This is a genomic window from Gloeobacter kilaueensis JS1 (assembly GCF_000484535.1).
In the GTDB taxonomy this organism is placed as follows: domain Bacteria; phylum Cyanobacteriota; class Cyanobacteriia; order Gloeobacterales; family Gloeobacteraceae; genus Gloeobacter; species Gloeobacter kilaueensis.
In genome coordinates this window covers 2,105,195-2,129,918 of the sequence record NC_022600.1, presented here as the reverse complement: position 1 = coordinate 2,129,918, position 24,724 = coordinate 2,105,195, and the positions used below count along the sequence as shown (strand labels likewise).

Annotated in this window: 20 protein-coding genes; 8 read left to right on the top strand and 12 right to left on the bottom strand. The window is 62.4% G+C overall.

What is annotated here, in order from left to right; translation table 11 throughout:
- The first annotated feature begins 67 nt into the window (after positions 1-67).
- On the top strand, positions 68-763 hold the full coding sequence (locus GKIL_RS09835; protein ID WP_023173395.1) for a type II secretory pathway, component PulD: 696 nt from the start codon (positions 68-70) through the stop codon (positions 761-763).
- A gap of 203 nt (positions 764-966) precedes the next feature.
- Here GKIL_RS09835 and GKIL_RS09830 read toward each other — a convergent pair whose 3' ends face one another.
- The 3 genes from GKIL_RS09830 to GKIL_RS25915 form a co-directional block, all read right to left on the bottom strand.
- The gene (locus GKIL_RS09830; RefSeq protein ID WP_023171280.1) at positions 967-1,995 is read right to left on the bottom strand and encodes an IS110 family RNA-guided transposase; all 1,029 of its coding nucleotides are present in this window, start codon (positions 1,993-1,995) and stop codon (positions 967-969) included.
- Between the two features lie 291 nt (positions 1,996-2,286).
- Positions 2,287-3,390: a glycosyltransferase family 4 protein gene (locus GKIL_RS09825; protein ID WP_023173394.1), complete on the bottom strand. Its 1,104-nt coding sequence runs from the start codon at positions 3,388-3,390 to the stop codon at positions 2,287-2,289.
- Between the two features lie 49 nt (positions 3,391-3,439).
- A complete protein-coding gene (locus tag GKIL_RS25915) occupies positions 3,440-3,535 on the bottom strand; it encodes a virulence activator alpha C-terminal domain-containing protein (protein WP_420841400.1) in 96 nt (31 codons plus the stop codon).
- 95 nt (positions 3,536-3,630) lie between these two features.
- On the opposite strand from GKIL_RS25915, the gene GKIL_RS09820 reads away from it, so the two are divergent.
- Positions 3,631-5,481, top strand: a complete 1,851-nt coding sequence (locus tag GKIL_RS09820; RefSeq protein WP_023173393.1) for a DNA polymerase III subunit gamma/tau — start codon at positions 3,631-3,633, stop codon at positions 5,479-5,481.
- A 39-nt stretch (positions 5,482-5,520) separates the two neighbouring features.
- Here the strand turns inward: GKIL_RS09820 and GKIL_RS22585 are convergent, their stop codons facing one another.
- Entirely contained in the window at positions 5,521-6,000 is a 480-nt protein-coding gene (locus GKIL_RS22585) for a hypothetical protein (protein ID WP_144080369.1), read from the bottom strand.
- Between the two features lie 140 nt (positions 6,001-6,140).
- The gene (locus GKIL_RS22580; protein WP_023173391.1) at positions 6,141-7,523 is read right to left on the bottom strand and encodes a pentapeptide repeat-containing protein; all 1,383 of its coding nucleotides are present in this window, start codon (positions 7,521-7,523) and stop codon (positions 6,141-6,143) included.
- Positions 7,524-8,439: 916 nt separating this feature from the next.
- Between GKIL_RS22580 and GKIL_RS09805 the strand changes: the two genes are divergently transcribed.
- The gene (locus tag GKIL_RS09805; protein ID WP_023173389.1) at positions 8,440-10,311 is read left to right on the top strand and encodes a sigma-70 family RNA polymerase sigma factor; all 1,872 of its coding nucleotides are present in this window, start codon (positions 8,440-8,442) and stop codon (positions 10,309-10,311) included.
- A 163-nt stretch (positions 10,312-10,474) separates the two neighbouring features.
- Complete coding sequence (locus tag GKIL_RS09800; RefSeq protein ID WP_051382754.1) at positions 10,475-13,045, top strand: CHAT domain-containing tetratricopeptide repeat protein; 2,571 nt, start codon at positions 10,475-10,477, stop codon at positions 13,043-13,045.
- A gap of 51 nt (positions 13,046-13,096) precedes the next feature.
- On the opposite strand, the gene GKIL_RS09795 is transcribed toward GKIL_RS09800, so the two are convergent.
- A complete protein-coding gene (locus tag GKIL_RS09795; protein WP_023173387.1) occupies positions 13,097-14,395 on the bottom strand; it encodes an FtsW/RodA/SpoVE family cell cycle protein in 1,299 nt (432 codons plus the stop codon).
- A gap of 22 nt (positions 14,396-14,417) precedes the next feature.
- Positions 14,418-16,160 carry an ArnT family glycosyltransferase gene (locus tag GKIL_RS09790; RefSeq protein WP_023173386.1) on the bottom strand — a complete coding sequence of 581 codons (1,743 nt, stop codon included), beginning with the start codon at positions 16,158-16,160 and terminating at the stop codon, positions 14,418-14,420.
- A 218-nt stretch (positions 16,161-16,378) separates the two neighbouring features.
- Here GKIL_RS09790 and GKIL_RS09785 point away from each other — a divergent pair, with 218 nt between their 5' ends.
- Positions 16,379-16,759: a hypothetical protein gene (locus GKIL_RS09785; RefSeq protein ID WP_023173385.1), complete on the top strand. Its 381-nt coding sequence runs from the start codon at positions 16,379-16,381 to the stop codon at positions 16,757-16,759.
- A 1-nt stretch (position 16,760) separates the two neighbouring features.
- Here the strand turns inward: GKIL_RS09785 and GKIL_RS09780 are convergent, their stop codons facing one another.
- Complete coding sequence (locus GKIL_RS09780) at positions 16,761-17,924, bottom strand: LL-diaminopimelate aminotransferase (RefSeq protein WP_023173384.1); 1,164 nt, start codon at positions 17,922-17,924, stop codon at positions 16,761-16,763.
- Positions 17,925-18,102: 178 nt separating this feature from the next.
- Between GKIL_RS09780 and GKIL_RS09775 the strand changes: the two genes are divergently transcribed.
- The 3 genes from GKIL_RS09775 to GKIL_RS09765 all read left to right on the top strand — a co-directional run bounded on the left by GKIL_RS09775 (position 18,103) and on the right by GKIL_RS09765 (position 21,634).
- Complete coding sequence (locus GKIL_RS09775) at positions 18,103-20,277, top strand: TonB-dependent receptor plug domain-containing protein (RefSeq protein ID WP_041243862.1); 2,175 nt, start codon at positions 18,103-18,105, stop codon at positions 20,275-20,277.
- Positions 20,278-20,333: 56 nt separating this feature from the next.
- Positions 20,334-21,044, top strand: a complete 711-nt coding sequence (gene radC, locus GKIL_RS09770; RefSeq protein ID WP_023173381.1) for a RadC family protein — start codon at positions 20,334-20,336, stop codon at positions 21,042-21,044.
- A gap of 296 nt (positions 21,045-21,340) precedes the next feature.
- Positions 21,341-21,634, top strand: coding sequence for a hypothetical protein (locus tag GKIL_RS09765; RefSeq protein ID WP_023173379.1), 294 nt, complete (start codon positions 21,341-21,343; stop codon positions 21,632-21,634).
- A gap of 24 nt (positions 21,635-21,658) precedes the next feature.
- On the opposite strand, the gene GKIL_RS09760 is transcribed toward GKIL_RS09765, so the two are convergent.
- The 4 genes from GKIL_RS09760 to hpt all read right to left on the bottom strand — a co-directional run bounded on the left by GKIL_RS09760 (position 21,659) and on the right by hpt (position 24,699).
- On the bottom strand, positions 21,659-22,636 hold the full coding sequence (locus GKIL_RS09760; protein WP_023173378.1) for a hypothetical protein: 978 nt from the start codon (positions 22,634-22,636) through the stop codon (positions 21,659-21,661).
- Positions 22,637-22,796: 160 nt separating this feature from the next.
- A complete protein-coding gene (locus GKIL_RS09755) occupies positions 22,797-23,480 on the bottom strand; it encodes a DUF1995 family protein (protein WP_023173377.1) in 684 nt (227 codons plus the stop codon).
- A 5-nt stretch (positions 23,481-23,485) separates the two neighbouring features.
- Positions 23,486-24,175 (bottom strand): 2-C-methyl-D-erythritol 4-phosphate cytidylyltransferase, encoded by a 690-nt coding sequence (gene ispD / locus GKIL_RS09750; protein ID WP_023173376.1) that lies wholly within the window; start codon positions 24,173-24,175, stop codon positions 23,486-23,488.
- Positions 24,163-24,699: a hypoxanthine phosphoribosyltransferase gene (gene hpt, locus GKIL_RS09745; protein ID WP_023173375.1), complete on the bottom strand. Its 537-nt coding sequence runs from the start codon at positions 24,697-24,699 to the stop codon at positions 24,163-24,165. The genes ispD and hpt overlap by 13 nt, the downstream gene beginning before the upstream one ends.
- Between the last annotated feature and the right edge of the window lie 25 nt (positions 24,700-24,724).

The window sequence follows — 24,724 nt, the reverse complement described above, 5'->3', positions numbered from 1 at the left end:
CGATATCTCCATTACGGGAACAAGTTGAGCGCCGCCCTGGTCCAGGGGCTCAGCTTGAGAATCCGTCATGAAAATACGACGACGTGACCAGCTAAAAATTGGTCTTCTTGCCTCCTGCCTCGCCATCTTTTTTGGAATGCGGGCAGCGAACGCCCTTCCCACTGTATCGGCGGCTACTGTCGATCTGGAGGCCGCAAAGACCCCAAAGCAGCAGGTGAACTGCCAGATCAAGATCGTCGAGTTGCCGGAGGTGGTGGCCGCTGGCCTTGATTCGAGCGATCCAGCCCTCCTGCTTGGGCGGGTGAACGACCTGCTCAAGCAGGGCCGGGGCAAACTGATCGCAGACACACAGCTCGTGGTGCTCAGCGATCGAGAAGCTTTTTTAGATGCTCAAAAAGACTACAACATGGTTCTGCAGACTCTCGCTACGACGAGCACCGGGCCGGTGCCGTCCGCGACGCTGAGTACGATCAGAGCCGGGATTGTCCTTGCACTCAAGCCGACGATCCAGCCGGACGGCAGTACGGTGCTTGAGACGCGCCTCGAATGGGGCAGCCCGGTGGAGCGGGAGCGCCCGAATCTCCCCCCGGACGTTTACCGCCTGCGGCTCGGTAGTACTCAGTCGCTCAAAAGCGGACAGGTTTACGAGCTGGGCGGCTTTCTCAATCCCTTTCTCTCAAAGGGACGGACCCTCGGGCTGGTATTCATCACCCCTCGTGTGGAGAGCGTTGGACTGCGGGCGGCACAGGCGGTGGCTCCCTGAAATTTTCTGGGTTTCTAACGTTGATGAAATAAGAAAACAGGTTTCGGGCTGGGTTGCTGGAAGCAGGCTTTTCCACAAAACCGTCCCCCACCCCTCCACACCCCCCCTGCCCCCCGCTCTCCTCCCCTGCCCCCGCCGGGCAGAGGAGAAGAGATACGGTATTGAGAGTCAAGCAGCCTCCTCCTTTCTTCTCTTCCTCCGCCCTACTGCAAGCAAACCAACCTGCCGTGCTCTGCATCGAAAGGCGTGTCTGTTTTCACAACCGCCCAGGCAATGTGTAAGAGTTTGCGAGCCGCAGCGCAAAGCGCTACCTTTGCCGGTTTACCGGCTGCTCGTAGCCGCTGGTAAAAGCTTTTAATCTGCTGATTGCAGCGGATCGCACTCAAGCTCGCCATATACAGCGCCGTGCGTAAGCGGGCATTGCCTGCATGGCCGATGCGCTCTGGTCTATGAAGGCTGGTGCCGCTACGGTGGGAGCGGGGAGCGAGACCCGCGTAGGCCACCGCCGCTTCCACCGTTGCACAGCAGCCGAAGTTGAGGGTACTCACCAACACCCACCCAGCGGTGACAGACCCAATGCCTTTGATAGTGCGCAGCTTGGTTGCAGCTTGATGCCAAAGCGAGTCTTGGGCGAGCAGCGCTTCTAGCTGAGCTTCCATCTGCGCAATCTGCTCATCGAAGGTGTGGCTCAACTGCTCCAGACTCGCTTGTACCGCCGCCACCACCAACGGAAATTGCCGCAGAGCGTGCAACTGGTTGTGCAGTTGTTGGCGTTGCTGCAGCAAGGCATCGCGATGCTGCAGGCGCTGTTGGAGTTGGTAATAAATCTCAGGCGGCGGCTGCCAAAGACCAGGTTGCAGGGCGGCAGCGAGTTGGGCAAGCGTCTGGGCATCAAGCGCATCGCTTTTGGAACGCTTGAGCAGTGCCCTGGCAAAGTAATGAGACTGAGCGGGGTTGACCACACTGACGGCAAAACCTTTGAGCGCCAGAAATGTGGCCAGTCGCATCCAGTAGGAGCCTGTGGCTTCGATGACCACTAACACCTCAGCGGCGGTGGGACAGACGGCGAGTAAGCGTTCGGCCAATTGGCAGTGTCCTTCGGGGGTTTGGGGCAGTGTGATGGCAGCGGTAGGCTTTGCGTGGGTGAGCAGCCAGGCGGCAGTGACAGTGAGTGCCGCCACATCAATACCGACAAATAGCTGATAGTCGTTTTGTGAACCGTCTCGCTGCATGAGTGTCTCCAGTTGAAGCTTCAGAGGAGGTAGGCAAGTTCCGCAGGACGGCAAAAGTCTAGCCTCGTGATACGTGGTCAGTGCCACTCGATACGGTTCAGCTTTGCCGGTCCTTGATAGCGGGGGACAATCTCTTCCACGCGGTCAAAGCCGCAAGGGGGGGCACAGTCCTCACCGCTACCTTGGAACCAATAGCAATATACGAGGGGGGGTTCACTGTAACTGGGCTACAGGCGGGATGGGTGAAGTCAGTGGCAGGCTTGTCTTCCCGGCAGGGGAGGGGCCGGGGAGTTAGGTCTCCTCCCTCGCCTTATCGATCAGTTCCCAGCTCGTGCGGGCGGTGCGCTCCCAGCTAAAGCGCTGTGCCTGGGCAAGGCCGCGTGCGCGGTAATCTGCTCGGACCGCTGGTTCCAATAGTTGCCGCATCCCGTCAGCGATCGCATCCGGGCATTCGGCTTCGACCAGCACCGCTGCCTCACCTGTCACCTCCGCCAGTGAGCCCCGTGCGGAAGCGAGCACCGCTGTGCCGCAGGCCATCGCCTCCAGCACCGGTAGGCCAAAGCCTTCGTAGAGGCTTGGGAAGACGAAAGCATGGGCAGCGCTGTAGACGCAGGGAAGATCGTCGGGGTCGAGATAGTCGAGCCAGCGGACGCGATGGGCAATCTGCAATTTTTCGGTGAGCCGGACCAGGGCCGGAGTGTAGCGCGGGTCGAACGCCCCGGCGATGGCGAGCACCCCCGGCCACTCTCCAGCTACCTGGGCAAACGCCTCGATGAGCCGGGCGAGGTTCTTGTGGGGCTCGTGGGCACCGACATAAAAAAAATAGTTGCCAGGAGCCAACTCGTAGCGCGCAAGCCGTTCGGGCAATACAGGGCGCGGATAGAAGCGCGAGCGGTCGCAGGCGAGGGGCACGACGCTCATCTTCGCCGGGTCGAGATCATAAAAGCGCACCAGATCGGCCCTGGTCTGCGCCGAGTCACAGAGAATGTGGGTGGAACTGCGCAGGCAGGCGGGCACCAGATACCGAAAGTACGCCTGCTTGCGCGGAAAAAATTCTGGGAAGATGAGCGGAATCACGTCATGGGCAGTGCTCACCTGCGGGCAAGGACTGAGAACGGAGCCTTCCGGCACCGGGTTGAAGAGCACCTCGCCCTTGCGCAACTTTGTCGGCAGCACGAACTGGTTCCAGCCCAGCCGCGCCAGGTGGCCGGGGGTACGGACAATCTCGCTGTGCGCTTTCGGTCCAGCGGATAGATATTGCTCCGGCAATAAGGCGCGCAGGGGCCGCCCTTCCTGCTGCCAGCAGCGCAACAGATTGAGGATGTACTGGCCGATGCCGGTCGGGCGCAGCGACAGGTAACTGCCGTTGAGGACGACGGTGCGGGGCAGGGGCATTACAGTGGGACTCCTCCGGATGATCAGCTTTTGATTGTAACGGTCCAGATCAACCGTCCTGCTTAGAAACTGGCGAGCGCAGGGCAGTGAGCGCCTTGTCGCACCACTCTACCCAGCCGCGCTCGTAGCGAATGCCCCGGCGCAGGGTGAGATAGCTGTAGCGCTCCGGTGGCGATAATAGGTGAGATAGCTGTAGCGCTCCGGTGGCGATAATAGTGGAACGTTCGAGCGTACCCCGCCATGGTCTACGAGCCTCTGCACCACAAGTATCGGCCCCAGCGCTTCGGCGACGTGGTGGGTCAGGGGCCGATCATCGCCACCCTCACCAACGCTCTTAAAACCAACCGGATCGCCAACGCTTATTTATTTACAGGCTCCCGTGGCACCGGCAAGACGACCACCGCCCGGCTGATCGCCAAGGCGCTCAACTGCATCGCCGGTCCGACGCCCGATCCTTGCGGTTCCTGCGAGCAGTGCCTGGCGATTGCGGGGGGCAGCGCCCTCGATGTGATCGAGATCGACGCTGCCTCCAACACCGGCGTCGATAATATTCGCGAACTGATTGAGCGCGCCCAGTTCGCTCCCGTCCAGAGCCGCAGAAAAATTTACATCCTGGACGAGGTGCATATGCTCAGCTCGGCAGCCTTCAACTGCCTGCTCAAGACCCTCGAAGAGCCGCCCGCCCACGTCACTTTTGTGCTCGCCACCACCGACCCCCAGAAGGTGCTGCCGACAGTGATCTCGCGCTGCCAGCGCTTCGATTTTCGGCGCATTCCGCTCACCGAGATGGTCGATCACCTGGAGGCGATTGCCTTCAAAGAAAATATCAACGTCGAGACCGAAGCGCTCGAACTGGTAGCCCAGATCGCCCAGGGCGGTCTGCGCGACGCCGAGAGCCTGCTCGATCAGCTCGCGCTCTTAGACGGGGTGATCGATGCGGAGCGCGTCTGGCAACTGGTGGGCGCGGTGCCAGAGCGAGAATTGCTCGCGCTCGTAGACAGCATTCAGGCAGCGGATAGCACCGCGCTCATCGAGCAGGTGCGCCGCCTGCTCGACAGCGGCAAGGAGCCCCTGCAGGTGCTGCAGGATCTGCTGGGCTTTTACCGCGATCTGCTGATTGCCCTCACTGCTCCTGACCGGCGCGACCTAGTTGCCCTCACCGCTCCTACCTGGCAGCAGCTCGTCGAGCGGGCAAAATTTTATAGCGCCGCCCAACTTCTGGCACTGCAGGAACGGTTGCGCCAGGCCGAGCCGCAAATTAAAGCTTCGACCCAGCCCCGGTTGTGGCTGGAGGTGAGCCTGCTGAGTCTGCTTGCCCCCCCAGCAGAGCGCACTGAAACTCCAGCGAGGCCGCTACCCTCCCCGGCTCCAAAACCTCCAGCCACCGCTACTGCTCCGCCTCCAGCCAGTATTCCAGCTTCCAAACCGGCGGTGCCTCCTCCCCCCGCTCCGCCGTCCCCCGCTCCGCCTGCTCCTCCCCCTGCTGCCAGTCCTCCGCCTCCCCCTCCACCGCCGACTTCGGCCCCACCACCCGCCATCCCGGCCACCCCCGCTCTGCTGCGCGACCGCTGGCAGGAGTGGCTGAGGTTGATTCCTCAGCCGACCCAGAGCCTGATGTCCTCCAGCTTCTGTTACGAGCAAACCGCCAGGCAGGTTGTGATCGGCTTTAACTCGGCGGCTCTGGTGAAGCGGGCGAGTGAACCGAAGCGCCTCAAGCAAATTCAAGAAGTCCTCCAGCAATTTCTGGGCACCGCCGTCGATATCAAGTTCGCCGTCGGCAAGGAGCCCCAGGTTGCCCCGAGCGCACCGCCCCCACCGGCGGACAGCTACACCCCGCCGCCGGTGAGCTTCAGCCCTCCTGCCTCTGCTCCTCCAGAGCCGGCACCCCCGCCTGCTGTCTCGCCCCCCCTACCGGAGCCGCGTTCTCCCCAGACAATCGAGGAGCCGGACGAACTGGACCGGGCCGCCCACGGCCTGGCAGAGTTTTTCAACGGCGCGGTGGTCAACTTCGACGGTGAAACCAGCGACGAGCCGGCCCCGGCCAGCGCTCCGCCGCCTGTAATCGACGAGGAAGACGATCTGCCCTTTTAACTGCCACCGCTGTGGAGGTCTTGGCTGATAAGCGGGGCCTCAGGCGTGGATATCAGCACCGTGTTCTAAGAGGATCGCCTTTGCTTCTTCAAAGCGCTCAGCAGCCTGGACGAATACCGCCATCGCTCCACTCTGGACGCTGCTTTGCAGGTAGTGCCGGGCGGGTTCCGATAGATCGTCGATGAACGGAGAGGTAAAGTGGCGCTTGCCCACATCCCGCCCAGCGGGGGGACCGGTCAGCCCATCTTCGACGGGGGTGCTTCGGCTGACGTTCAAGCCTGCTCCGCGCAGGGCATCACCCGCCGCTCCCCCTCCCGGCGGGCGTACCAGCACGTCGTCAGGGCGAGTTCCCGTTGCCGCCCGGCTCTCAAAACCAAGTTGCTCGTCTGCAAAACCAGCGCGCATCAAATCACGTACAGCATTCTCCGCATCGCCTCGAACCGCAAATAGACCAGCCAGAGTGCCTTTTCTCGCTGCACCCGCCGCCACTTTGTCCTGCGAATTAGCTTGACTTTCCACCTGAGTATCTCCCGCATCAGCCTCCATAAAAATCGTCGCACCCGGCTACAGGTGGCGGCTCTGCCCCCGGTACCAGTCTGCAGGAAGTTAGACAACGGTACTCATAGATCAAAGTTGGCCATTCGGCATCTGAAAACTGCTCAGTTACCCGACGAAGCAATGTCGGACAGTAAAGGGGTTGTGATGGGCCTTGTGTGCCGGTTGCACAACTGCTCGGACCACGCCTGGGCGGAAGCTACCACTCGTTCCACAAGCGATGCCATCAAGTGTTCCGGTGAACTGTACTCGAAGATGGCTTGCACAACGTTCACCCGATTCAAGAAATTTTCAACTTGTCCATGTATTCGGCTGCTTTTTTCGGCGATGAGCACGAACGCCCGGTTGTCCAACTCGGAGACGGTCGTGTGCAGCTGTGCAGGGATGCTCCTGCCATCGGCGAGATCGGCGATGACAAACCTCGACAGGCCCGCCAGAGCCCTGACCGTTTCGATCGTCGTCTGGGTTTCGCTACCGGCAAAGTTGAAGACAATGGGCAGGTGATCGCGCCGGCGCAGTTCCCCTTGCAGGGCAGCGAGGACGGACTGTCGCTCCGGCGAAAAATGCCCCAGAATCAGCACTGCCTTTAAGGTGAGCGCGTCGATGGCGTCTTTAAGTTCGGTGTTGTCGAGCAGGAGGTGGAGAAACCGGGCGATCTTCAAGTTGTCCACGCTCACTGCAGCTTCACCCACATCGGTGATGAGGAGATTGCGCTGATCGGTGCGCTCGTTGATTTTGACGTCCCAGGCAGCCGTCCCGTATACCCGACAGCCTTGCAAAATTGCCTCCTCAAGGCAACAACCGGCCAGACGGACTTGGCGCAGATCTGCGCCGCTCAGGTCCGCTCCCTTCAGGTTCGCGCGCTCCAGGTTCGCTCCACTCAGCTTCGCCCTGTTCAAGTTCGCCCTGCGCAAGTCCGCCCCGCCCAGGTTTGCCCCACGCAGGTCCGCCTCTTCCAGGTCCACGCCATTCATGATCACCCTGCTCAGGTTGGCTCCACTCAGGTTGGCCCCGTGCAGGTCCACGCCCTTGAGGTAAGCGGCCCCGCTCAGGCTTGCTTCGCGCAGGTCTGCCTTGCTCAGATCCGTTCCACCCAGATACGCTCCGCGCAGATCGGCCCAGTTCAAGTTCGATCCGCTCAGATCCGCTCTGCCCAGGTTGGCCCCGCTCAGATCGGCCCAGTTCAAGTCAGCCCAGCTCAAGTCGGCCTCACTCAGGTCCGCCCCTCTTAAATCCGCCCCGCCCAGGTTGGCTCCGCTCAGGTTGGCTCCGTTCAAGCTCGCCCCGCCCAGGTTGGCTCCCCCCAGATTCGCTCCCCCCAGGTTGGCTCCATTCAAGTCGGCCTCACCCAGATCCGCGTAGTACAGATTCACTCCCTGCAGGATGGCCGCCGCCAGATCGGGCCGAAGGTTTCCGTTGGCCTTCCGCCACGCTGCAAACTGCAGAGTGCCGCTCAGGAGTATTTTCAGGTGCTGCAGATTTGCCATTGGATATGCTCCTTGAGTTGGTCTTTGTTCCTGGTTGAGCGCCCCGGTCTGTCGAGCCGCGATTTCTTCGCCGCCAGGTCAGTCTCGCTTTTCTGCGCGCTGAGAGTGCTGCGTTGCTGCCCACCGGGACGCCTCCTTGAATCCCCTGCGGTATAGATAGCTCAAGCTCATCACTATCCAGAGGATGGGATGGGGAGGACTGTGCAGGCGGTGGTTCCAGCCCAGGCGATACAGGCGATAGTCGAGCGAAGACAACAGCAAATTGCTACCGGAACTGGCTGGCTGACTCAATAGTTTCATTCGTTTTCTTTGCATAATTTATCGCTGGTTGCAGAGTAGAGATCGAGCGCTGGCAGCGGCAAGGAGCAGCGCACGGATGATGCTGTTGTGCGAGAACAGAAAAATGCCACGAGTAGCACTCCTGTAAAGTCTGTGTACCTGCCTGTTTTGCTCTCAGAAATCATTGCGATAGAACCCCCCCGAACTCTTAGCCGAATGACGACGGCACCCCTCGAAGTTCGCGACGGCAGGCAGAAGCAGATTTTACAGGAGACAGGCATCCGTGCAGGTGGATTACCCTGCTGTGGGAGTGGCTAACTGGCCATCCGACCGCGAATGTACTGTCTCAGAATCCCTGTATCCAAAAATGAGGGCCAGGTTTAGTCCTCTGCCAAAATTTTTTCTGATCCACCCGAAAAGTAACCTCTGGGTGTTCCTTTCCCTAACTGTATAGAAGCCCCTGTGCAACGTTCTGCGGCAGTTGTCAATCGACAATTCCCTATTTCAAGGAGATTGAGAAATGAACGAACTGCGCTATCATTTCCCCTATTACTATGAAGCGGGGTTTATATTATCAAGCTCTGTCCCGTAGCGGGCTTCCCTTTTTGCGTCTTCTTGACAGTATGAGGTCACACCGGTGGACAATATTCTCCCTTTCGAGCAGCGATTCCCCCGCCAGAGCAAGGCCGAGCAATTGCACCAACTGGCTGTGGTCCTCCAACCGATCGAGCGCAAGCGACAGCAGGTCGTTGCCGCAGCGGGTCTTTCTTCTACAGAAAAAATCCAGTGCCTGGGGCGGTTGGAGCGCGAGGCGAGCCGGGCTGGTCTCGGGGAGTTCCACGGTGTACTCGAGCGGTTGTGCCGGGAGTTCTGTCGCCGTTCGCCCGCCGGGAGCCATCCGCGCTTTGACGCCGAACTGTTGAGCGAAGAAGTCAAACTCATGGTCCACGCCCGTCTGCCCCAGTTCGACCCCGAGCGCGGTCACTTTGGACCCTGGTTTAAGGTGTACGTGCTCCTCCCGGTGTACAAGCGCCTGTGCTCCGAGATCGACGTTGACTGGGGGCGGCGGGTGCCGCAGACGGACGGCGGGCGGGTGCGCCGCTGGCTCAGGCGGTGGGCCCACGCACCTCTGTCCCTCGATGCTCCAGTAGGAACGACCCAGCAAGACGGAGATCTGCCCGCCCTGGGCGAGACCGTCGCCAGCAAGGAGGGTAGCCCTGAAAACCAGTTGCTCGAAGATCAGTGCCGGGAGCGGTTTTTGCGGGCTCTGGAGAGGCTGGCAGAGGCGGAGCGGCTGCTCGTCGAGCGGGTACACCTGCGGGGGGAGCGGCAACAGGAGGTGGCCCGCTCGGTAAGGCTGACCCCTGGCCGGGTGAGCCAGAAGCTCAAGCGCGCCGCCGAGAGGCTGGCGGAGATTTTAGGCGAAAATTTCGAGGACGATTGCGGTGGAACGGCTTTCTGTCGGGGACTATCGGAGGGCAGGTTGCAGCCTGCAACCGGGCCCGCTGGAGCCTCCGGTACAGTGGCGCGGGCTGCCTTCGAGCAAGCATTGCCGGAGCTGGTGCGCCGCTCGGGGTGGCAAGGGACCGTATTCGCACCGCCCGAGCTTGCCGGTGGCCCGGTAGGAGAGTTGCTGGACGAGCTACTGGCCGGCCCCGCGCCATCACAAGTCTGGGCGAGCGGTTCGAGGGCGCTGCAGGTGGCATCTGCGGCGACGGGAGCAGTGGCCGCAGCCTGGGCGCTGTTCGTGTTCGTACCCTCCGAACTGCAGCCTCCCCTGCGCTCACCGATCGAGCACAGACCACAACCTGCCACGGCTGGTCGCCCCTTCTCGACTCCGATAAAAAGTGCTGCGAAACAGCCGATTGCGGCTACAAGCAGCCCTTCTCCCCGGACCGTCTCCGCCGCTTCATCTGCGCGGTCTGCCCAACAAAGCGCAAGCTCCGCCACGTCCCAGACGCAGCGCAGCATGCCCAGACCCCAGGACAAACACGGCCTTTCCATCTCAAAAGCAGGTACCGCCGGGGCGTCTAAGCGTGTCCAAAATTTCAGCAAAACAGAGACAAAGCGGCCTCCAGCGAATACTGGAAGGCTCCCCGACAGGGTGCGCGAGCCGGATGATCTCTCCATTCCATCGGATGCCAGGAACCTGTGCGCCGCCCTCGCAGCTGCAGCCCCCGTGCCGGCAGGATTGGCGGGCTTCGCTGTCATCGAAGCCACCCTGGGAGCGGATGGTACGCCGGTAGAGGGCAGCCCCTCTCCTGAAATCATCGTCTCTGGCGGTGAGCAGGTGGATGCACTCGTACTGGGCGCACTACAGACCCTTCTGGCCGCTGGCAGATTAGAGGACCTATCGACGCGGCGGGAAGCCACTCTCCGAAGCGGGCGCTACCGGGTGGCGTTGGAAGCGGAACAACACCGCTGGAGCTGCCACCGGGCAGCACAAGACCCTCAAAAGAGCGTTCCTGCATCAGGCGCGAGTTCTGCAGCTACAAACAAGTACGAATAGTTGCGGACGTTGGAAGATGCAATTGCCCTTTTCTCTAAGCCGTTCTGCTCGTCGGTGGCTCTCCGTTTTGTCCCTGATAGCCAGCCTGGGTTTCGCCTGTCCGCAGTCTACTCAGGCACAACCGGTACAGGTATCGCAGGAGGAGCTGGCAGAAGCGAAGCGATTGTACGAGCAAAGTATCCGGCTGCAGGAGATGGGCCAGTACGGGCAGGCCCAGCCTTTGAGCGAACGGGCTCTGGCTATTCGTGAAAAAGTCCTGGGGCCAGAGCACCCGGAGGTGGCCCAGAGCCTCAACGACCTGGCCAGCCTGTACTACAGTCAGGGCAATTATGCCGGAGCCGAGCCCCTGTACGGGCGTACCCTGGCCATCCTCGAAAAAGTCCGGGGGCCGGAGCATCAGGACGTGGCGATGACCCTCAGCAATCTCGCTGTCCTGTATGCCGACCAGGGGGACTACGCCAGGGCCGAGCCCCTGTACAGGCGTGCCCTGACCATCCTCGAAAAAGTTCGGGGGCCGGAGCATCCGGTCGTGGCGGTGATCCTCGGCAATCTGGCCATCTTGTACTCGAGTCAAGGCAATGACGCTGAGGCCGAGCCCCTGTACAGGCGTGCCCTGGCCATCCTCGAAAAAGTCCGGGGGCCGGAGCATCAGGACGTGGCGATGACTCTCAACAATCTGGCTATTCTGTACACCGACCGGGGAGATTACACCGGAGCTGAGCCCCTCCTCAAGCGAGCCCTGACGATCTGGCAGAAGGTTTTGGGGCCAGAACATCGGAACGTGGCGGCGAACCTCAACAACCTGGCCAGACTGTACCGGGAGCGCGGCGAATACACGAGTGCCGATGCACTTTTCCAGCGCGGTCTGGCCATTTTTGAGAAAGCCCTGGGGCCACGGCATCCGTATGTGATCGAGAGTCTCTTCGAGCTGTCTCTGCTCCGCCTCGGTCAAAACCGACTCGACGATGCCCGCCAGATTCTCCAGCAGATTCTCGACATCCAGGAGGATAACCTCACGCTCAACCTCCCGGCTGCCTCCCAACCCCGCAGCCTTGCCTACCTCAGATCCCTCAAAGAAGCTGCCGATTTTACCCTCTGGTTGCACCTGTCCCGTTTGCCAACCGATCCTCAGGCCGCCCGCCTCGCTCTCGCTACGATCCTCAGCCGCAAAGGCCGGGTGCTGGAGGAAGCGACGCTTGCCCTGGCCCGCCTGCGTCTGCGCCTACCCGCCAACGCTCAGCAACCCCTGCAGCAGTTGGCCGATACCCGCGCCCAACTCGCCTCCCTCGTCTTCCAGCAGTCCGATCTACCGCCCGAGCAATACCAGACCCAGGTGAGGGCGCTGCGTGCTCAGGTCCACCAACTGGAGGACAGTCTGGTAACTACCGGTGGTCCTCCGGGTGCTTTTTCCCGCCCACTCACTCTCCAGGCGGTTCAGCAAGCGCTGCCCAAGGACGCGGTACTCGTCGAGTTCGTGCTCTACCGTCCCTTTGAATTGCAGTCGGCCACCCCCGCCCAGCACTTCGGGGCACCGCGCTACGCCGCCTACCTGCTCTCGCCCACGGGGTCGCCCCTCGGGGTCGATCTTGGCGATGCCCGACAGATAGACAGGCTGGTAGACACCTGGCGCGGCTGGTTGCTCGATCCGACTGCTCCAGTCGATGGCCCGGTCCGCAAGCTTGCCCGCCTCCTGTACAAAAAGCTTCTTGCTCCCTTGGCAAGCCACCTGCAAGTCAAGCACCTGCTGATTGCCCCCGATGGACAGCTCAACACCGTGCCCTTCGCTGCCCTGATTGGGCCAGATGGACACTTTTTGCTGCAGGCTCACACCCTCACCTACCTTGTTTCTGGGCGCGAACTGCCCCGTCTGGCCCAGGTCGCACCACCGACACCTCGAAGCGCACCGCTGGTAGTGGGGGGGCCAGATTTTGGCCGCGCTGGTCCTGCCCCGTTCCTTGCTGCCCAACCTGTCACCGGGAAGGGGCAAGCAGCTGGAAAGATAAGCGAAATAGAACGCCCGCGCTCGTCGCAGGAGAACCTGCGCTCCTCCGCTCTAGCGGGCTTCACCGTCCAACCCCTGCCAGGGGCAAGAGCCGAGGCCACTGCCGTCGCCCGGTTGCTGGGCACCCCTACAACCCGGCTTTTGATCGGAGCGCAGGCGACCGAGAACGCCCTCAAAGCTACCCACTCCCCGGCGCTGTTGCACCTGGCCACCCACGGCTTCTTTCTCGAAGACCAGGACAGTACCGAGAATGAAGCCGACTCCCAGGAGCCGCTGTTGCGCTCTGGAGTCGCCCTGGCAGGCTTCAATGTCCGCTCCTCGGGAAGCGAAGACGGCGTACTCACCGCCCTCGAAGCCCAGGGACTCGACCTGGAGGGGACCGAACTGGCGGTGATATCGGCCTGCCAGAGCGGAGCCGGTCCCGTCGTCGGCGGCGAGGGCGTACAGGGGCTGAGGCGAGCCCTGGCCCTGGCGGGGACAAGAAGCCAGATGCTCGCCCTGTGGGCGGTGGGGGACCGGACGACGGCGGAGCTGATGAAACGGTTCTATAAGCGGTTGGCAGCGGGGGCAGGGCGCTCCGAAGCGCTCCGGCAGGCGCAGCTGGCAATTCTAAACCAGCCGCAGCGGTCGCACCCTTTTTGGTGGGCGTCCTTTGCGGCGTCGGGAGACTGGCGGCCCGTGCAATTACCCAGACACGGGCATCGGGAAGCAGGAGCGGTGCTGCCACCGTGAGGATTCTGCCCACCGCCCATCCTGGCCGCCGTCAGTCGTGATACAAGTGCTCTAACGAACGCGGGTCGAGGCAAGCAAGTAGGCGGGCAATGTCGCCGGTCGTGCCGGTTCCGACGCTGCTTCCGGGCGGGGAGGGCGGCGGGACGGACGGCGGGGACGCCCAGGGGCGGGCCGCCGACGGCCTACAAAGCGCACCGCCGGAGCGAGGTTCATCTCGCGGGCAGTGCGAATGAGCAGACCACAGCAGAGCAAGCTCGCGATCAGGCCGCTGCCGCCGTAGCTCACCAGCGGTAGGGGGATGCCCTTGGGCGGGACCGCCCCGATCACCACCGCGATGTGCAAAAATGCCTGGCCCACCAGGATGAGCGTGCTCCCGGCGGCGAGCAGACGGCGCGAAGGCTCCGCGCAGCGCACCGCCACCCGCAGCCCGACCACCAGAAATAGCAGCAAAAAGAGGACGAAGGCGACGCTACCGATGAGGCCGAATTCTTCGCAGAAGACCGAGAAGATAAAGTCGGAGTAAGGATAGGGCAAAAAGGAAGCTTTTTGCGCCGAAAGCCCGTAACCTGTTCCCTGGATGCCCCCCGAACCGACGGCAATTAAGCTCTGCACCAGCTGGTAGCCTTCGGCGCGGGCCACCTGCCAGGGATCGAGAAAGGCCGTTACCCGGCCCATCTGGTAAGCGGTGTTGCTCACCTTCCAGACAGCGACCGCGCCGCCGCCCACCAGCACTGCCAAGAGGCCGCCCAGAGGAATGCCGCCGATAAAGGCCATCAACCAGAGCACCAGGCCCATCAAAGCTGCCGTGCCCAGATCCGGCTGCATGAGCACACCGCCCACCGCCAGCGCCGCCCCGGCAAGAGCCATCAAGCGCCTGGGGTTGGGTAGCTGCCGCCAACTTGCGATAATCGGTGCGGCGAGCAACAGCAAGAAAGGTTTGATCAGCTCAGAAGGCTGCAGCGAGAGCGGTCCGAGGTCGATCCAGCGCCGCGCCCCATTGAGTTCGACCCCGATCCCCGGCACTTTGACCAGCCAGACCATCGCCGCCAGCACTACAAAGACAGGCAGCGCCAGCGAAAAGAGGCGGTCGAGGCGGGTGCGGCAGAGCCAGGCTAAAAGCCCCAGGCCAACTGCGGCGGCGAGCGCCTGGCGGATCAAAAAGCGCAGGCCGTCGCCGTACTGCAGCACCCCCACCGGTAGTGAGGCCGAAAAAAGAACCAGCAAGCCGAAACCGAGCCAGCAGAGGGTGAGAACGACCAGCAGCCGCGCTTCGGCAGCCCAGTCGGCAAAGGCCGGGTTGCCGGGACGGGGTGAGGCAACGGTCGGTGGGCGATTCAGAAGCGTGGGCATGGCAGAGGGCTGGATTTTTCTGCTAGTGTACCCGAAAGTTCTGCACATCTAGTGTGTGCATCTGCTGACATGCCTCAGATTTTGAGTAGCGAAGCCGCGAGTGGGGCGGGATGTCGTAGATGCGGTAGATACCGGCGCTGTAGATAATCGGGTACTCGTTCAAGAGCATCCAGTGATCGCACAGGGCCTGGGCAGTGGTCACCAGCAGCATCCGCTCGGATTGGGCCATCTGGTAGCGGACCTGGGGGCTTTTGATGTAGACGGGGATACGGTCGATGCGGCCATAAAAATTCAGGCTGGGGGCGTAGACGTTGAGCGAGGCGGGCAGAATGCCGGGGCGGACCTCCCGGTGCAGGCGGTTGGCAATCGCCAGAAGCGGGCCATGCAACTGGGGCTCCAGCAGCGGCATCAGGCCGTTGATGAGGGCGATAAAAAGCAAAAAGAAAGCCAACAGGTTGCCCGCCCAGGCCCACTCCAGCTGAGCGCGCACCAGGGCTGCGACAGCGGCAATCGCAGCGGCCAGACAGATACCGGCAAGCATCCAGGGCAGGCCGGTCGCCTCCAGGCTCGCCCGCAGATCCGGCAGGGTCGGATCGCTAATCAGGCGCGGGGCGACTGCGAAGGCCACCGCCAGCAACAGCCAGAAACCGGCAATGCCTGCGAGGCCGAGGCGGAGGAGCGGGCCTTTTGCCTGGCGCATCTGGCTTTCCCAGACGATGGCACAGAGCAGAGCGAGGGCCGGTAGGGCCGGCATGATGTAGTGGGGCAGCTTGGTGGAGGCGGTGCTCAAAAAGACGAGCACGATCGCAAACCAGAGGCATAAAAACAAACGCAACTGTTCAGCCGGTGGCCGCTGCTGCCAGTAGCTCCGCCGCACCCACTCAAAGCGGGCCAACTGCGGCAAGGTCACGGGCAAAAGAGCGACCCAGGGAAAGAAACCCGCCGGGGTATAGAGCAGGTAGTAGTACCACGGCCCCGGCTGGTTATCGATGACGCTCAAAAAGCGGTCGATGTTGTGATGAAAGAAAAACGTCCATAAGAAACCGGCACCGTTCGCCTGGGTGACCAGCACGTACCAGGGCAGGGTCAAAAGTGCAAAAAGGGCCGTGCCCCCGAGCCAGGGCAGCTCAGCGAGCCGTCGCCACTGGCCGCTCCAGGCTGCGAAGATGAGAATCGTCAGCCCCGGCAGCAACAGCCCGATGGGGCCTTTGATCAGCACCGCCCCCGCCAAACAGGCAAAGCCCAGCCAGTAGCCCCAGGGCCGCTTTTCACTAAAGGACCAGTACCAGCCGTAGAGGGCCGCCGCCATAAAGCAGCCCAGGCCCATGTCGGTCACCCCCGTGCGCGCCAGCCCAAAGACGAACGGATTGGCAATCAAGATCGTCGTGGCGAGTAGCGCCGGACGGGCACCCAACAAGCGCCGGGTAAAGCCGTAGGTGATGAGCACGAGCACGGTGGCAAACAGCGCCGAAGGCAGGCGCACCCCCCACTCGCCCACCCCAAAAAACTGAAAACCGATGGCCATCAGCCAGTACAGCAACACCGGCTTGTCGAAGTATCGGATGCCGTTAAAGATGGGCGTCACCCAATCGCCACTTGCGAACATCTGCCGGGCCACCTCCGCCGTCTCCGTCTCGGTACGGTCGAAGAGCGTGTAGGCGTCGAGCCGCCAGAAAAAGAAAGCCAGGCACAGCGCCAGCAGCCCGACAACGGTAAAAATCGGCGAACCGGCGGCAAACTTGCGGGAGGATTCGAGGGTGGGCATGACAGACAGGCGCTCCAGGCGGCTTCTGAATCGCCACTTTAGCAGGAACCGCCGCCCACCAGAAAGCATCTATCTTTGGGGAGGCTTTTTGGTATCGGGGCCGGATTTTTGTATGCCAAAATACATAAACGAAATTTTACTACTCCACCTGACGTAATTTCTGGCAAAGCGGCGGGCGATAGGGCATTCTGGTATTTGGAGATCTGCTCAGGCACGCCATGCTTCCGATCGACCTCTCGCGCTTGACCCGCCTCGCCCACCGGATACGAGGTTGTTTTTCGCTGGTTCACCATTCTCGATCGCCTGAGAAAAAAGAATGCTTGATTCTAAACGGGCGCTACCCGGTGCATGTGGTGAGCACCGAAGCCCAGTACCAGCACTGCGAACTGCACGGCATCCCGGTGCTCAGAGCGCCGCTGCCTGACAGTGACGAGGCGCTCCTGCACGAGCTGGCCAATGCCTTTGCCGTGCTCAAGGAGCACTCGGCAGTGGGTGGCTTCGTGCGCTCCGACGATCTGCCCGACGCGAGCGGCTACGATCTGGCCCACGAGCTGGCCTGCCGGATCGAAGGTCAGAATTGCCAGGGGAGCAATTGCTGAACTAAAAGAAGCGGGCGATGCGCTCGATCGCCTCTTCGAGAACGTCTTCAGGATGGACGAGGGCAAAGCGCACGTACCCCTCGCCGGAGCGGCCAAAGCCCGAACCGGGGGCGAGGGCGACGCCGGTCTCTTCGACCAGACGGATGCAAAATTCTGCCGAGCTGCCCCGCCAGCTGGCGGGCAGTTGCGGCCACAGGTACATCGTCGCCTTCGGCGCTGTTACCTGCCAGCCAATTTTGGCCAGGGCCGCCACCGCCCGGTCGCGCCGGGAGCGAAAGACGGCGAGCGCCGCGTCGAGGTAGTCCTGGGGTCCGCGCAGAGCCGCCTCCGCTCCATCGAGAATGCCCCGGTACTGGTTAAAATCGACCGCTGCCTTGACCTGACGCAGGGCGCTTATCAACTCGCGGTTGCCGACAGCGAAGCCGATGCGAAAGCCCCCCATGTGAAAGGACTTGGAAAAACTAAAAAATTCGATCGATACGCTGCGCTCGGGATCGGCCTGCAGAATCGAAGGGGCGCGCTCGCCTTCGAGGACAAAGTCGGAGTACGGAAAGTCGTGGACCAGAACGATGTCGTGGCGGCGGCAGAAGGCGACGGCCCGCTCAAAGAAGGCCAGCGGTGCGGTGGCGGTGGTCGGATTATGGGGATAGCTCAGCACCAGCATCCGGCTTCTGGCAACCACTTCTTCGGGAATGCGCTCCAGCTGGGGCAAAAAGCCGTGTTCCGGCTTGAGTTCGAGCGGGTAGATCTGCCCACCCGCCAGATAGACGCCGCCGATGTGGGACGGATAGCCCGGATCTAAAAGCAGCGCCACATCGCCGGGGTTGAGCACGGCGAGCGGAATGTGGGCGGTGCCTTCTTGAGAACCGATCAAAGGCAGAATTTCGCTCTCCGGATCAAGAAGCAGGCCGTAGCGCCCGGCGTACCAGGTGGCGCAGGCTTCGCGAAACGAGCGGGTGCCCTGAAAGAGCAGATAGCCGTGGGAAGCCGGATCGCCCAGCGAGCGGCGGATGCTCTCGATGGCGTGGGCGGGTGGAGACAGATCCGATGAACCCAGCGACAGGTCCACCACCGGCTTGCCGGCCCGGCGCGCCTTCGCCTTCGCCTCGTCCATCAAGCTAAACACGTTGGACTGGAGCTTCTCCAGTCGGGCCGCCAGACGCATGTGTAGTCTCTGATACTCGGACGATCATCCTAACGTGTTTTCTGGCCCGGCGAAGCGCCAACAGATTTTATGAAAGAATAATGAAATAAATTTGTAATCTAATGTTACGATGCTCTCAGGTATTGGGCTGCGCACCGGGGGGGTTGGCTCCCAGGCAGCTGTGAGCAGGAAAGTCACCATGGACAGGCGCTTTTGGGCGAGCCCGATTTTGGGCTGCGCATTTTTTGTGATGGCTGGAGGAGCGGCGGCGGCAGAGGAGTTGCCGCGCCCCTCGACGCGGGCCGCCGATCTTGCCCCGGCGGAATGGTCCCAGATTGCCCAGGCCACCCAGGCCAGTGAGGCCCAGACAAACGATCTCGACGAGGTGATCGTCACCGGCTCGGTGCGAACGCGCCGCCAGAGCGAGACCACCGCCCCGGTCTATACGATCGACCGCCGCCAGCTGGAGCAAAAGGGGGCGCGCACCCTGGGCGATGCAATCCGCAACGTGCCGGGGGTGGCTTCCAACATCTACGGTGCCGGTTCCGACGTTCACAACGGCCACTTCATCCGGGGGCTGCCCACGACGAGTACAGCGATCTTGATCGACGGCAGACCGATCAGCAACCTCAACCAGCAGCACTTCGACCCCGGCGAGATCCCGGTCAACAACGTCGAGCGGGTGGAGGTGATGCCCACTGGCGGCACCACCCTCTACGGCAGTACCGCCCTCGGCGGGGTGATCAACGTGATTACCCGCAAACCGACCCGGCCCCTGGAAGGCCAGGTGAGTGTCGAATTTGGCAGCTACGGCTACAGCAAGTACGGCGCGTACTACCAGGGCCGCTCCGGCAACTTTACCTACAACCTGGCTTACGAAAATTTCAACACCCTCAACAATTACTTCTACTCGGTCGAGCGGCCCGTCGGGCGGCTGACCGGCATCCGGCCCAACGGCGATTTTTCTCAGCGCTCCTACAACCTCAACCTCAGCTACGACATCGATCCGCGCAACACCCTGAGCCTCGACACCTACATCCGCAACACCGCCAAGGGCGTCTCGCCCTTTTCGATCACCGACACCCGCACGAACGTCTTCGCCGGCTTGAGCGCCGAGCAGTTGGGCTTCAACAACGATCACAAGTCGCGCCTGAGCACCGACACCTGGGGGGTGGCCCTCACCTGGGACAGCAAACTGGGGCAGGGCAACGACTCGACCGCCCAGGTGCGCCTGTCGCTCGACCGCTCGCGCAACCGGGAACTCGATCCGGCGGGCGAGGACTTTCAGACCGGCGTCTACCTGCTGGGCCTGCGCGCCACCCACAACTGGCAGCTCACCCCCAGCTGGAACCTGACCTACGGGCTCGACTGGCTCAAGGAGATCGGCACCTCCGAGGTGGTCAACCTCAACCAGGTAGACTACAACACCAGCCTCGATCGGCCTGCGGTCTTTTTTCTCAACGAATTTCGCCTGGCACCGAATCTGCTGATGAATGCGGGGGCGCGCTACAGCGTCACCAGCCAGTATGGCAATTCCTTCGACCCGAGTATCGGCGTGCGCTGGCAGATAGCGCCCAACTTTGCCCTGCGCTCCAACTGGAGCCAGGGCTTCAAGGCTCCCAACTTCGACGACCTCTACGGCAAGACCGTCCACAAGGGCAACCCGAATCTGCTACCTGAGCGGGGAAGCTTCTGGGATGCAGGTTTTGACTGGGAACCGACCCCAAGTACCAGCCTGCGCTTCAGCACGTTTATCTCCGACGTGCGCAATCTGCTTACGATCAACCTGGTGGACCCGCGCCAGCCAGATTTTCCGTACTTTGCCTCGCTGGGCTACATCAACGGCGACCGGGTGCGGGTCAATTATCCGGCGGTCTATATCACCGGCCTTGAATTTGGCTTCAACTGGAAGATGTCGCCGCGCTGGGAACTCTTTGCCACCGGCACCTACACCGACGCCCGGATCATCGATGGCCTGCGGCCCGACATCAGCCAGACCCAGTACCAGCTCGTGCCTTTTTTGGTCGGCAACCTCGGCCTCTCCTACGCCACTCCGAGTGGTTTTCGCGCTGCCCTGTTTGCCAACGTCGTCGGTGGCCGCTCGGTCGATACCTACCACGTCGGCCCCTCGGACATCGAAGTGCGCGACCCGGCTACCAACAATCCGATCTTTCTTGAGCACATCGCGAAGCTGCCCACCGGCTCGACGCTGCCCGGCTACGCCACCCTCGATCTCTCGCTGCGTGTCCCGATGGGTGAAAATCTGACGGCAAACGCCTACATCGAAAATTTGCTCGGCACCTACTTTGAAAAGTCCTACGGCAACCCGGCACCGGGGACAAACTTCCGGCTCGGCCTCAAATCGACATTTTGAAGCGTCCGGTCCTGTGCGGTGCGGCGGACAACCGGCGATCCGGCTAGGCTCACGGTATGGAAGCTCTGCGCATCGCCGAATTGCCCGCCTGCGAGCGGCCACGGGAACGACTGTTCGACGGTGGCCCCAGGGGACTGGCCACCGCCGAACTGCTCGCGATTTTATTGGGCAGCGGCCAGGCGAACGGCCTGAGCGCCATTGGGCTGGCCCAGCGGCTCCTGCGCTCCCTCGAAGGGCCGGGCTGCGACCCGCTGGCGCACCTGCGCGACATCAGCGCCGCTGAACTGATGCTCCAGCCGGGCATTGGACCGGCGAGGGCCGCCAGCCTGCTTGCCGCCCTTGAACTGGGCCGGCGGGTTTTTCTGGCACCCCCAGCGCCGCGCCCCGTCGTCGATAGTCCCCAGGCTGTGGCGGCGGTGCTCAGGGCCGAGATGGCCTTTGCCCGCCAGGAACAGTTCGCCGTGCTCCTGCTCGATATCAAGAATCGGCTCATCGCCCACCGGATCGTCACCCTTGGCACCCTCGATGAAACCCTCGCCCACCCGCGCGAGATCTTCCGCGAGGCGATCCGCCAGGCAGCGGCGGGGATCATCGTCGCCCACAACCATCCTTCCGGGATCACCGACCCTTCGGCGGAGGATCTGCGCCTCACCCGCCAGCTGCTCGAATGCGCCCGGACCCTGCAGATTCCGGTGCTCGACCACGTGATTGTCGCTCAGCACAGCTGCACCAGCCTGCGGCGGACCACCGCCCTCTGGCAGTCCTGACCCAAGAAAAAGGCTGCGCCGAAGCGAACGCAGCCCGCTGGTATCCACACTGATCTCCTTGACAGCCTCCGGCGGGCCGGGGTTCCAGGTTTTTGAGCGCTCCGCCCGCTGCCAGATAAGCGAGAACCCGCTCAATTGCCCATCCACTTTAAAAAGTTTTATTCTTCAGTCAAACCACGGCCCGGTGCCCGGTCGAGGATCTGCAGGGACCGGCTGAGGGAACTGTCAGGTTCCTTCTCAGTACCCTGGGGGCTAATATGACCTCAACCTTGAAGCGTACCTGGAGGCAGTTCCCGATGGCATCAACGACCAGAGCGGCCAGTGAACCAATCACCCAGTCGGTCGTCCTCGTCACGACCAAGGAGAGACTGGACGTGAAGGCGGGACCGGACGGCCTGAAGGTGACTGTCGGGGGCCGACAGGTCCAAAAAGGCGATCTGTTGGTAGCCGAAGATGGCCAGCTGCAAAAGATCGTCGGTTTTCGATCCCGCAGCACCAACCTGCGCGAACTGTTCCACACCCGCCGGGCCAACCCCCTCGATGTCGCCCGCTACCTGCTGGTCGAGCGGCGCTGGCCAATTGCCATATAGACTTTTTGAGCAAAGGGCCGGCGCTTACTTGAGGGCGGTCGCCGGTTTCTGGCCGCAGCTGCGGTTGCGCAGGCTGTAGGCGACGGTGCGCAGTTGTTCGCTTTCGATCGTGCGATCGGTGCGGCCCGCCTCTGCCAGGCTTGGTCCCTGCCCAAACAGGACCACACCTTTGAGTTGCTCGATAGTCCCGGAGGTGGAGCGAGCAAAGATCGTGTTGGAGGCATTGGGGTAGAGCACGTTGTCGGGCACCTCGGACGGATCGAGTCCCAGCAGGCGGCCTAACTGGAACATCGTCTCCTGCGTCACCACCTCGGGGTGCCGCCAGACCTCGCCGCTCTGGAACATCGCCTCGCGCTTTTGTTTGAGGGGCAGGCGCACGACCGCCTGGGTCTCAGCGTCGTTGACCAGATAACTCGCGTAATCGGGATAGTCGCGGTAGCCCTGGATGTGTACGTCAGCCGCCTCGGGACCGGTGACCAGCACAAAGGGCGTGACGGCTGCACCACCGTCGCCAAAGCCCGTTATCAGCCGATTCCAGCGTCTGGCCCCCTGCTGGATCGCCTCGATCGAGGAGGAGGGCAGGGCTTCGGCGCTGTCTCCCAGGCGCGGCTCGACGTAGACCTTGAGCGGAAAACAGCCTGCCAGGTACGCCCCGCCGGAGCGGGCGGTCAGGCTGAAGGCGACCGGTCCCGGTGCAACGGGGGCAGAGACGCCCGCGATGGCCGCAAGCAGGCTCGATCGCACCTGTTCGCGCTCGACGGTGCGGGCGGAGCGAATATCGAGGCCGAGCACCGCCAGGGAATGATCCGGCAGCACGGTGGCCCGGACACTGGCAATCGCGTCACCCGCAAGGTGAGGCAACTGCCAGCGCTCGAGTACCAGCTGGCGGACCCGTTCGCTGTCGATGCTGTTGCCGGCAAAATTGGACGCAGGGGGCGGGGTTTGCGCCTGCACAGCCTGCGCGCAAAGTCCCAGCATCAAGCAAAGAAGCAGTCTTTTCATGGCACCACCTGACGGGCGCTATCCGATTTGAGCGATTGCGAATAGCGAGAAAGATTGTTGTTGCTCGAGTGGAGCTGCGAGCACCGTCAGCATACAGCTTTGGGCCAAAAAAGTCGCCCAGTTTTGCGCTTTGTAATCAAGGCGTTTGAAGCTCCTGGTTTTACTGGCCAAGGGCGCGCAAAAAGCGCCGCAGGCCGGCAAACAGTCCCTCGCTCTGGGCCGGTGAGAGGGCGCGATCGATCTGCTCGCCGCTGGGCTGGTGGTCGAATTCACAGACTTTCGAGTAGTCGCCGTCCGCTTCCTCGCGCCAGAGCTGCCAGCGATCGGGATAAGCGCGGTAGAGGCTGCCGCCGCTAAAAGGCTGGATGATGTAGACCGGCTCCAGGGTCGATAAAAAGCGCTCGCGCAACTGTCGCCCCGCCAGGCCAATGCCGACCACTCCTGCTTCCTGGAGGCGGGAGTTGAGCAAAATCAGCGGTTTGTTGCCCACCTGGGTGGCGAGCGCTTCGACTTTATCGACCTCGACCGCACTCGGTTCGAGCACGACCAGGGCGCTGTAGTCTGTCATGCCACTGCGAAACTCGCTGAGCCCCCGCAGTGCGTAGCTGACATCGCCCAGCCTCCGGCGCGCCAGGGCTGCCGCTCCTGGGTCGGCGAAGGCCGCCGCCCAGTTGCCCTCCCCTAGAGGCGGGGCCGCTGCCAGCCCCTCCAGCAGCGTCAGAAGCTCGATGCCGGGCACCTTGATATCAATTTGCAGGCGGCGCTTGCCGTCCGCCAGTGCTGATAGCAGTGCTGTCTCACACTGGGCGAAGGTTTCAGCGAGGGTACGGGGCAGTTCACTCATCGGGGTCAATCCTGATGCCCTTGTGCTCTCAAGATAGCTTCCGCCAGCCACAGATCCGCCGGTGCGGTGATCTTGAGGTTGGTCTGCTCGCCGGGAATTACCTGGACCGGGCGGTCGCGCAATTCAAAGAGGGCAGCGTCGTCGGTCACCTCGATGCGGTTATCGATGGCCCAGCGGTGGGCGGCAAGCAGCGGCTCGACGGCAAAGCCCTGGGGCGTCTGGGCCGCCCAGAGCCGTTCGCGCTCGACGGTGCGGGCAATAATCCCGCCCGGTTGGACTTCTTTGATCGTGTCGCGCACGGGGACCGCAGCGATAATCGCGGCACTCTGTTCGAGCGCCCCACAGCAGCGCTCAAGTAGATCGACGCTCGCCAGACAGCGCGCTCCGTCGTGGATGAGCACCCGGCCCGCCCCATCGGGCAGGGCGAGAAGTCCCCGGTAGACCGACTGCTGGCGGGTTGCGCCCCCTTCGATCCACTGCACGGGGGTAGTAAGGGCCAGGACAGCGAGGACTCTGCGGATCGCCTCCTCATCTTTTGGCTGGCCGACGACGCCGATCCACTCGATCGTCGGTGCGGCCTCGGCGGCCAGAACCGTCCAGGCGAGGATTGGCCGGCCCAACAGGGGCAGCAAGAGCTTGTTGATCGGCTCGCCCATCCGCCGACCGCTGCCCGCCGCCGGGATCAAAAGGTGCATGTGTCGATCTCGCCGACGTAGGGCAACTCGCGGTAGCGCTCCGCCAGATCCATGCCGTAGCCGATCACAAAGCGGTCGCCCGCGATCGTAAGACCACAGAAAGCCAGCTCGATAGCGCTTACCCGCCGGGCCGGTTTGTCGAGCAGCGCACAGATCTGCAGTGAGGCCGGTTCGCAGGCACGCAGAGCCATCAGGATCTGGCTGACGGTCTTGCCGGTATCGATGATGTCCTCAAGAATCAGCAGGTGCTGGCCCCGCAGGGCGCTTGCCCCCGGAATGTCCAGCTCGAGGGCACCAGAAACCGTGCCGCTGCGGTAGCTGCTCGCCCGCAAAAATTCGACGCGCACCGGTACCGTCAGCTGCCGGACCAGATCGGCGCTAAAGATAAAGGCTCCTTTGAGCACCGGCAACAGCACCAGCGGTTCTGCGATCGACACGCGCGGCGCATAATAATCAGAAATCTGAGCAGCAAGCTGCTGTACCTGCAGGGCAATTTCTTCTTCGGAGTACAGAACTTTGTTCACGGGTCAAGGCGCAGACAAACTTCCC

Excerpts from the sequence above, each read along its gene's own strand:
- GKIL_RS22580 (WP_023173391.1), bottom strand. The coding sequence starts at position 7,523 with ATGGCAAATCTGCAGCACCTGAAAATACTCCTGAGCGGCACTCTGCAG.
- GKIL_RS09820 (WP_023173393.1), top strand. The coding sequence starts at position 3,631 with ATGGTCTACGAGCCTCTGCACCACAAGTATCGGCCCCAGCGCTTCGGC.
- GKIL_RS09755 (WP_023173377.1), bottom strand. The coding sequence starts at position 23,480 with ATGAGTGAACTGCCCCGTACCCTCGCTGAAACCTTCGCCCAGTGTGAG.
- GKIL_RS09790 (WP_023173386.1), bottom strand. The coding sequence starts at position 16,160 with ATGCCCACCCTCGAATCCTCCCGCAAGTTTGCCGCCGGTTCGCCGATT.
- GKIL_RS09825 (WP_023173394.1), bottom strand. The coding sequence starts at position 3,390 with ATGCCCCTGCCCCGCACCGTCGTCCTCAACGGCAGTTACCTGTCGCTG.
- GKIL_RS09795 (WP_023173387.1), bottom strand. The coding sequence starts at position 14,395 with ATGCCCACGCTTCTGAATCGCCCACCGACCGTTGCCTCACCCCGTCCC.
- radC (WP_023173381.1), top strand. The coding sequence starts at position 20,334 with ATGGAAGCTCTGCGCATCGCCGAATTGCCCGCCTGCGAGCGGCCACGG.
- GKIL_RS09785 (WP_023173385.1), top strand. The coding sequence starts at position 16,379 with ATGCTTCCGATCGACCTCTCGCGCTTGACCCGCCTCGCCCACCGGATA.
- GKIL_RS09765 (WP_023173379.1), top strand. The coding sequence starts at position 21,341 with ATGGCATCAACGACCAGAGCGGCCAGTGAACCAATCACCCAGTCGGTC.
- ispD (WP_023173376.1), bottom strand. The coding sequence starts at position 24,175 with ATGCACCTTTTGATCCCGGCGGCGGGCAGCGGTCGGCGGATGGGCGAG.
- GKIL_RS09775 (WP_041243862.1), top strand. The coding sequence starts at position 18,103 with ATGGACAGGCGCTTTTGGGCGAGCCCGATTTTGGGCTGCGCATTTTTT.
- GKIL_RS09780 (WP_023173384.1), bottom strand. The coding sequence starts at position 17,924 with ATGCGTCTGGCGGCCCGACTGGAGAAGCTCCAGTCCAACGTGTTTAGC.
- GKIL_RS09830 (WP_023171280.1), bottom strand. The coding sequence starts at position 1,995 with ATGCAGCGAGACGGTTCACAAAACGACTATCAGCTATTTGTCGGTATT.
- GKIL_RS09760 (WP_023173378.1), bottom strand. The coding sequence starts at position 22,636 with ATGAAAAGACTGCTTCTTTGCTTGATGCTGGGACTTTGCGCGCAGGCT.
- GKIL_RS09835 (WP_023173395.1), top strand. The coding sequence starts at position 68 with ATGAAAATACGACGACGTGACCAGCTAAAAATTGGTCTTCTTGCCTCC.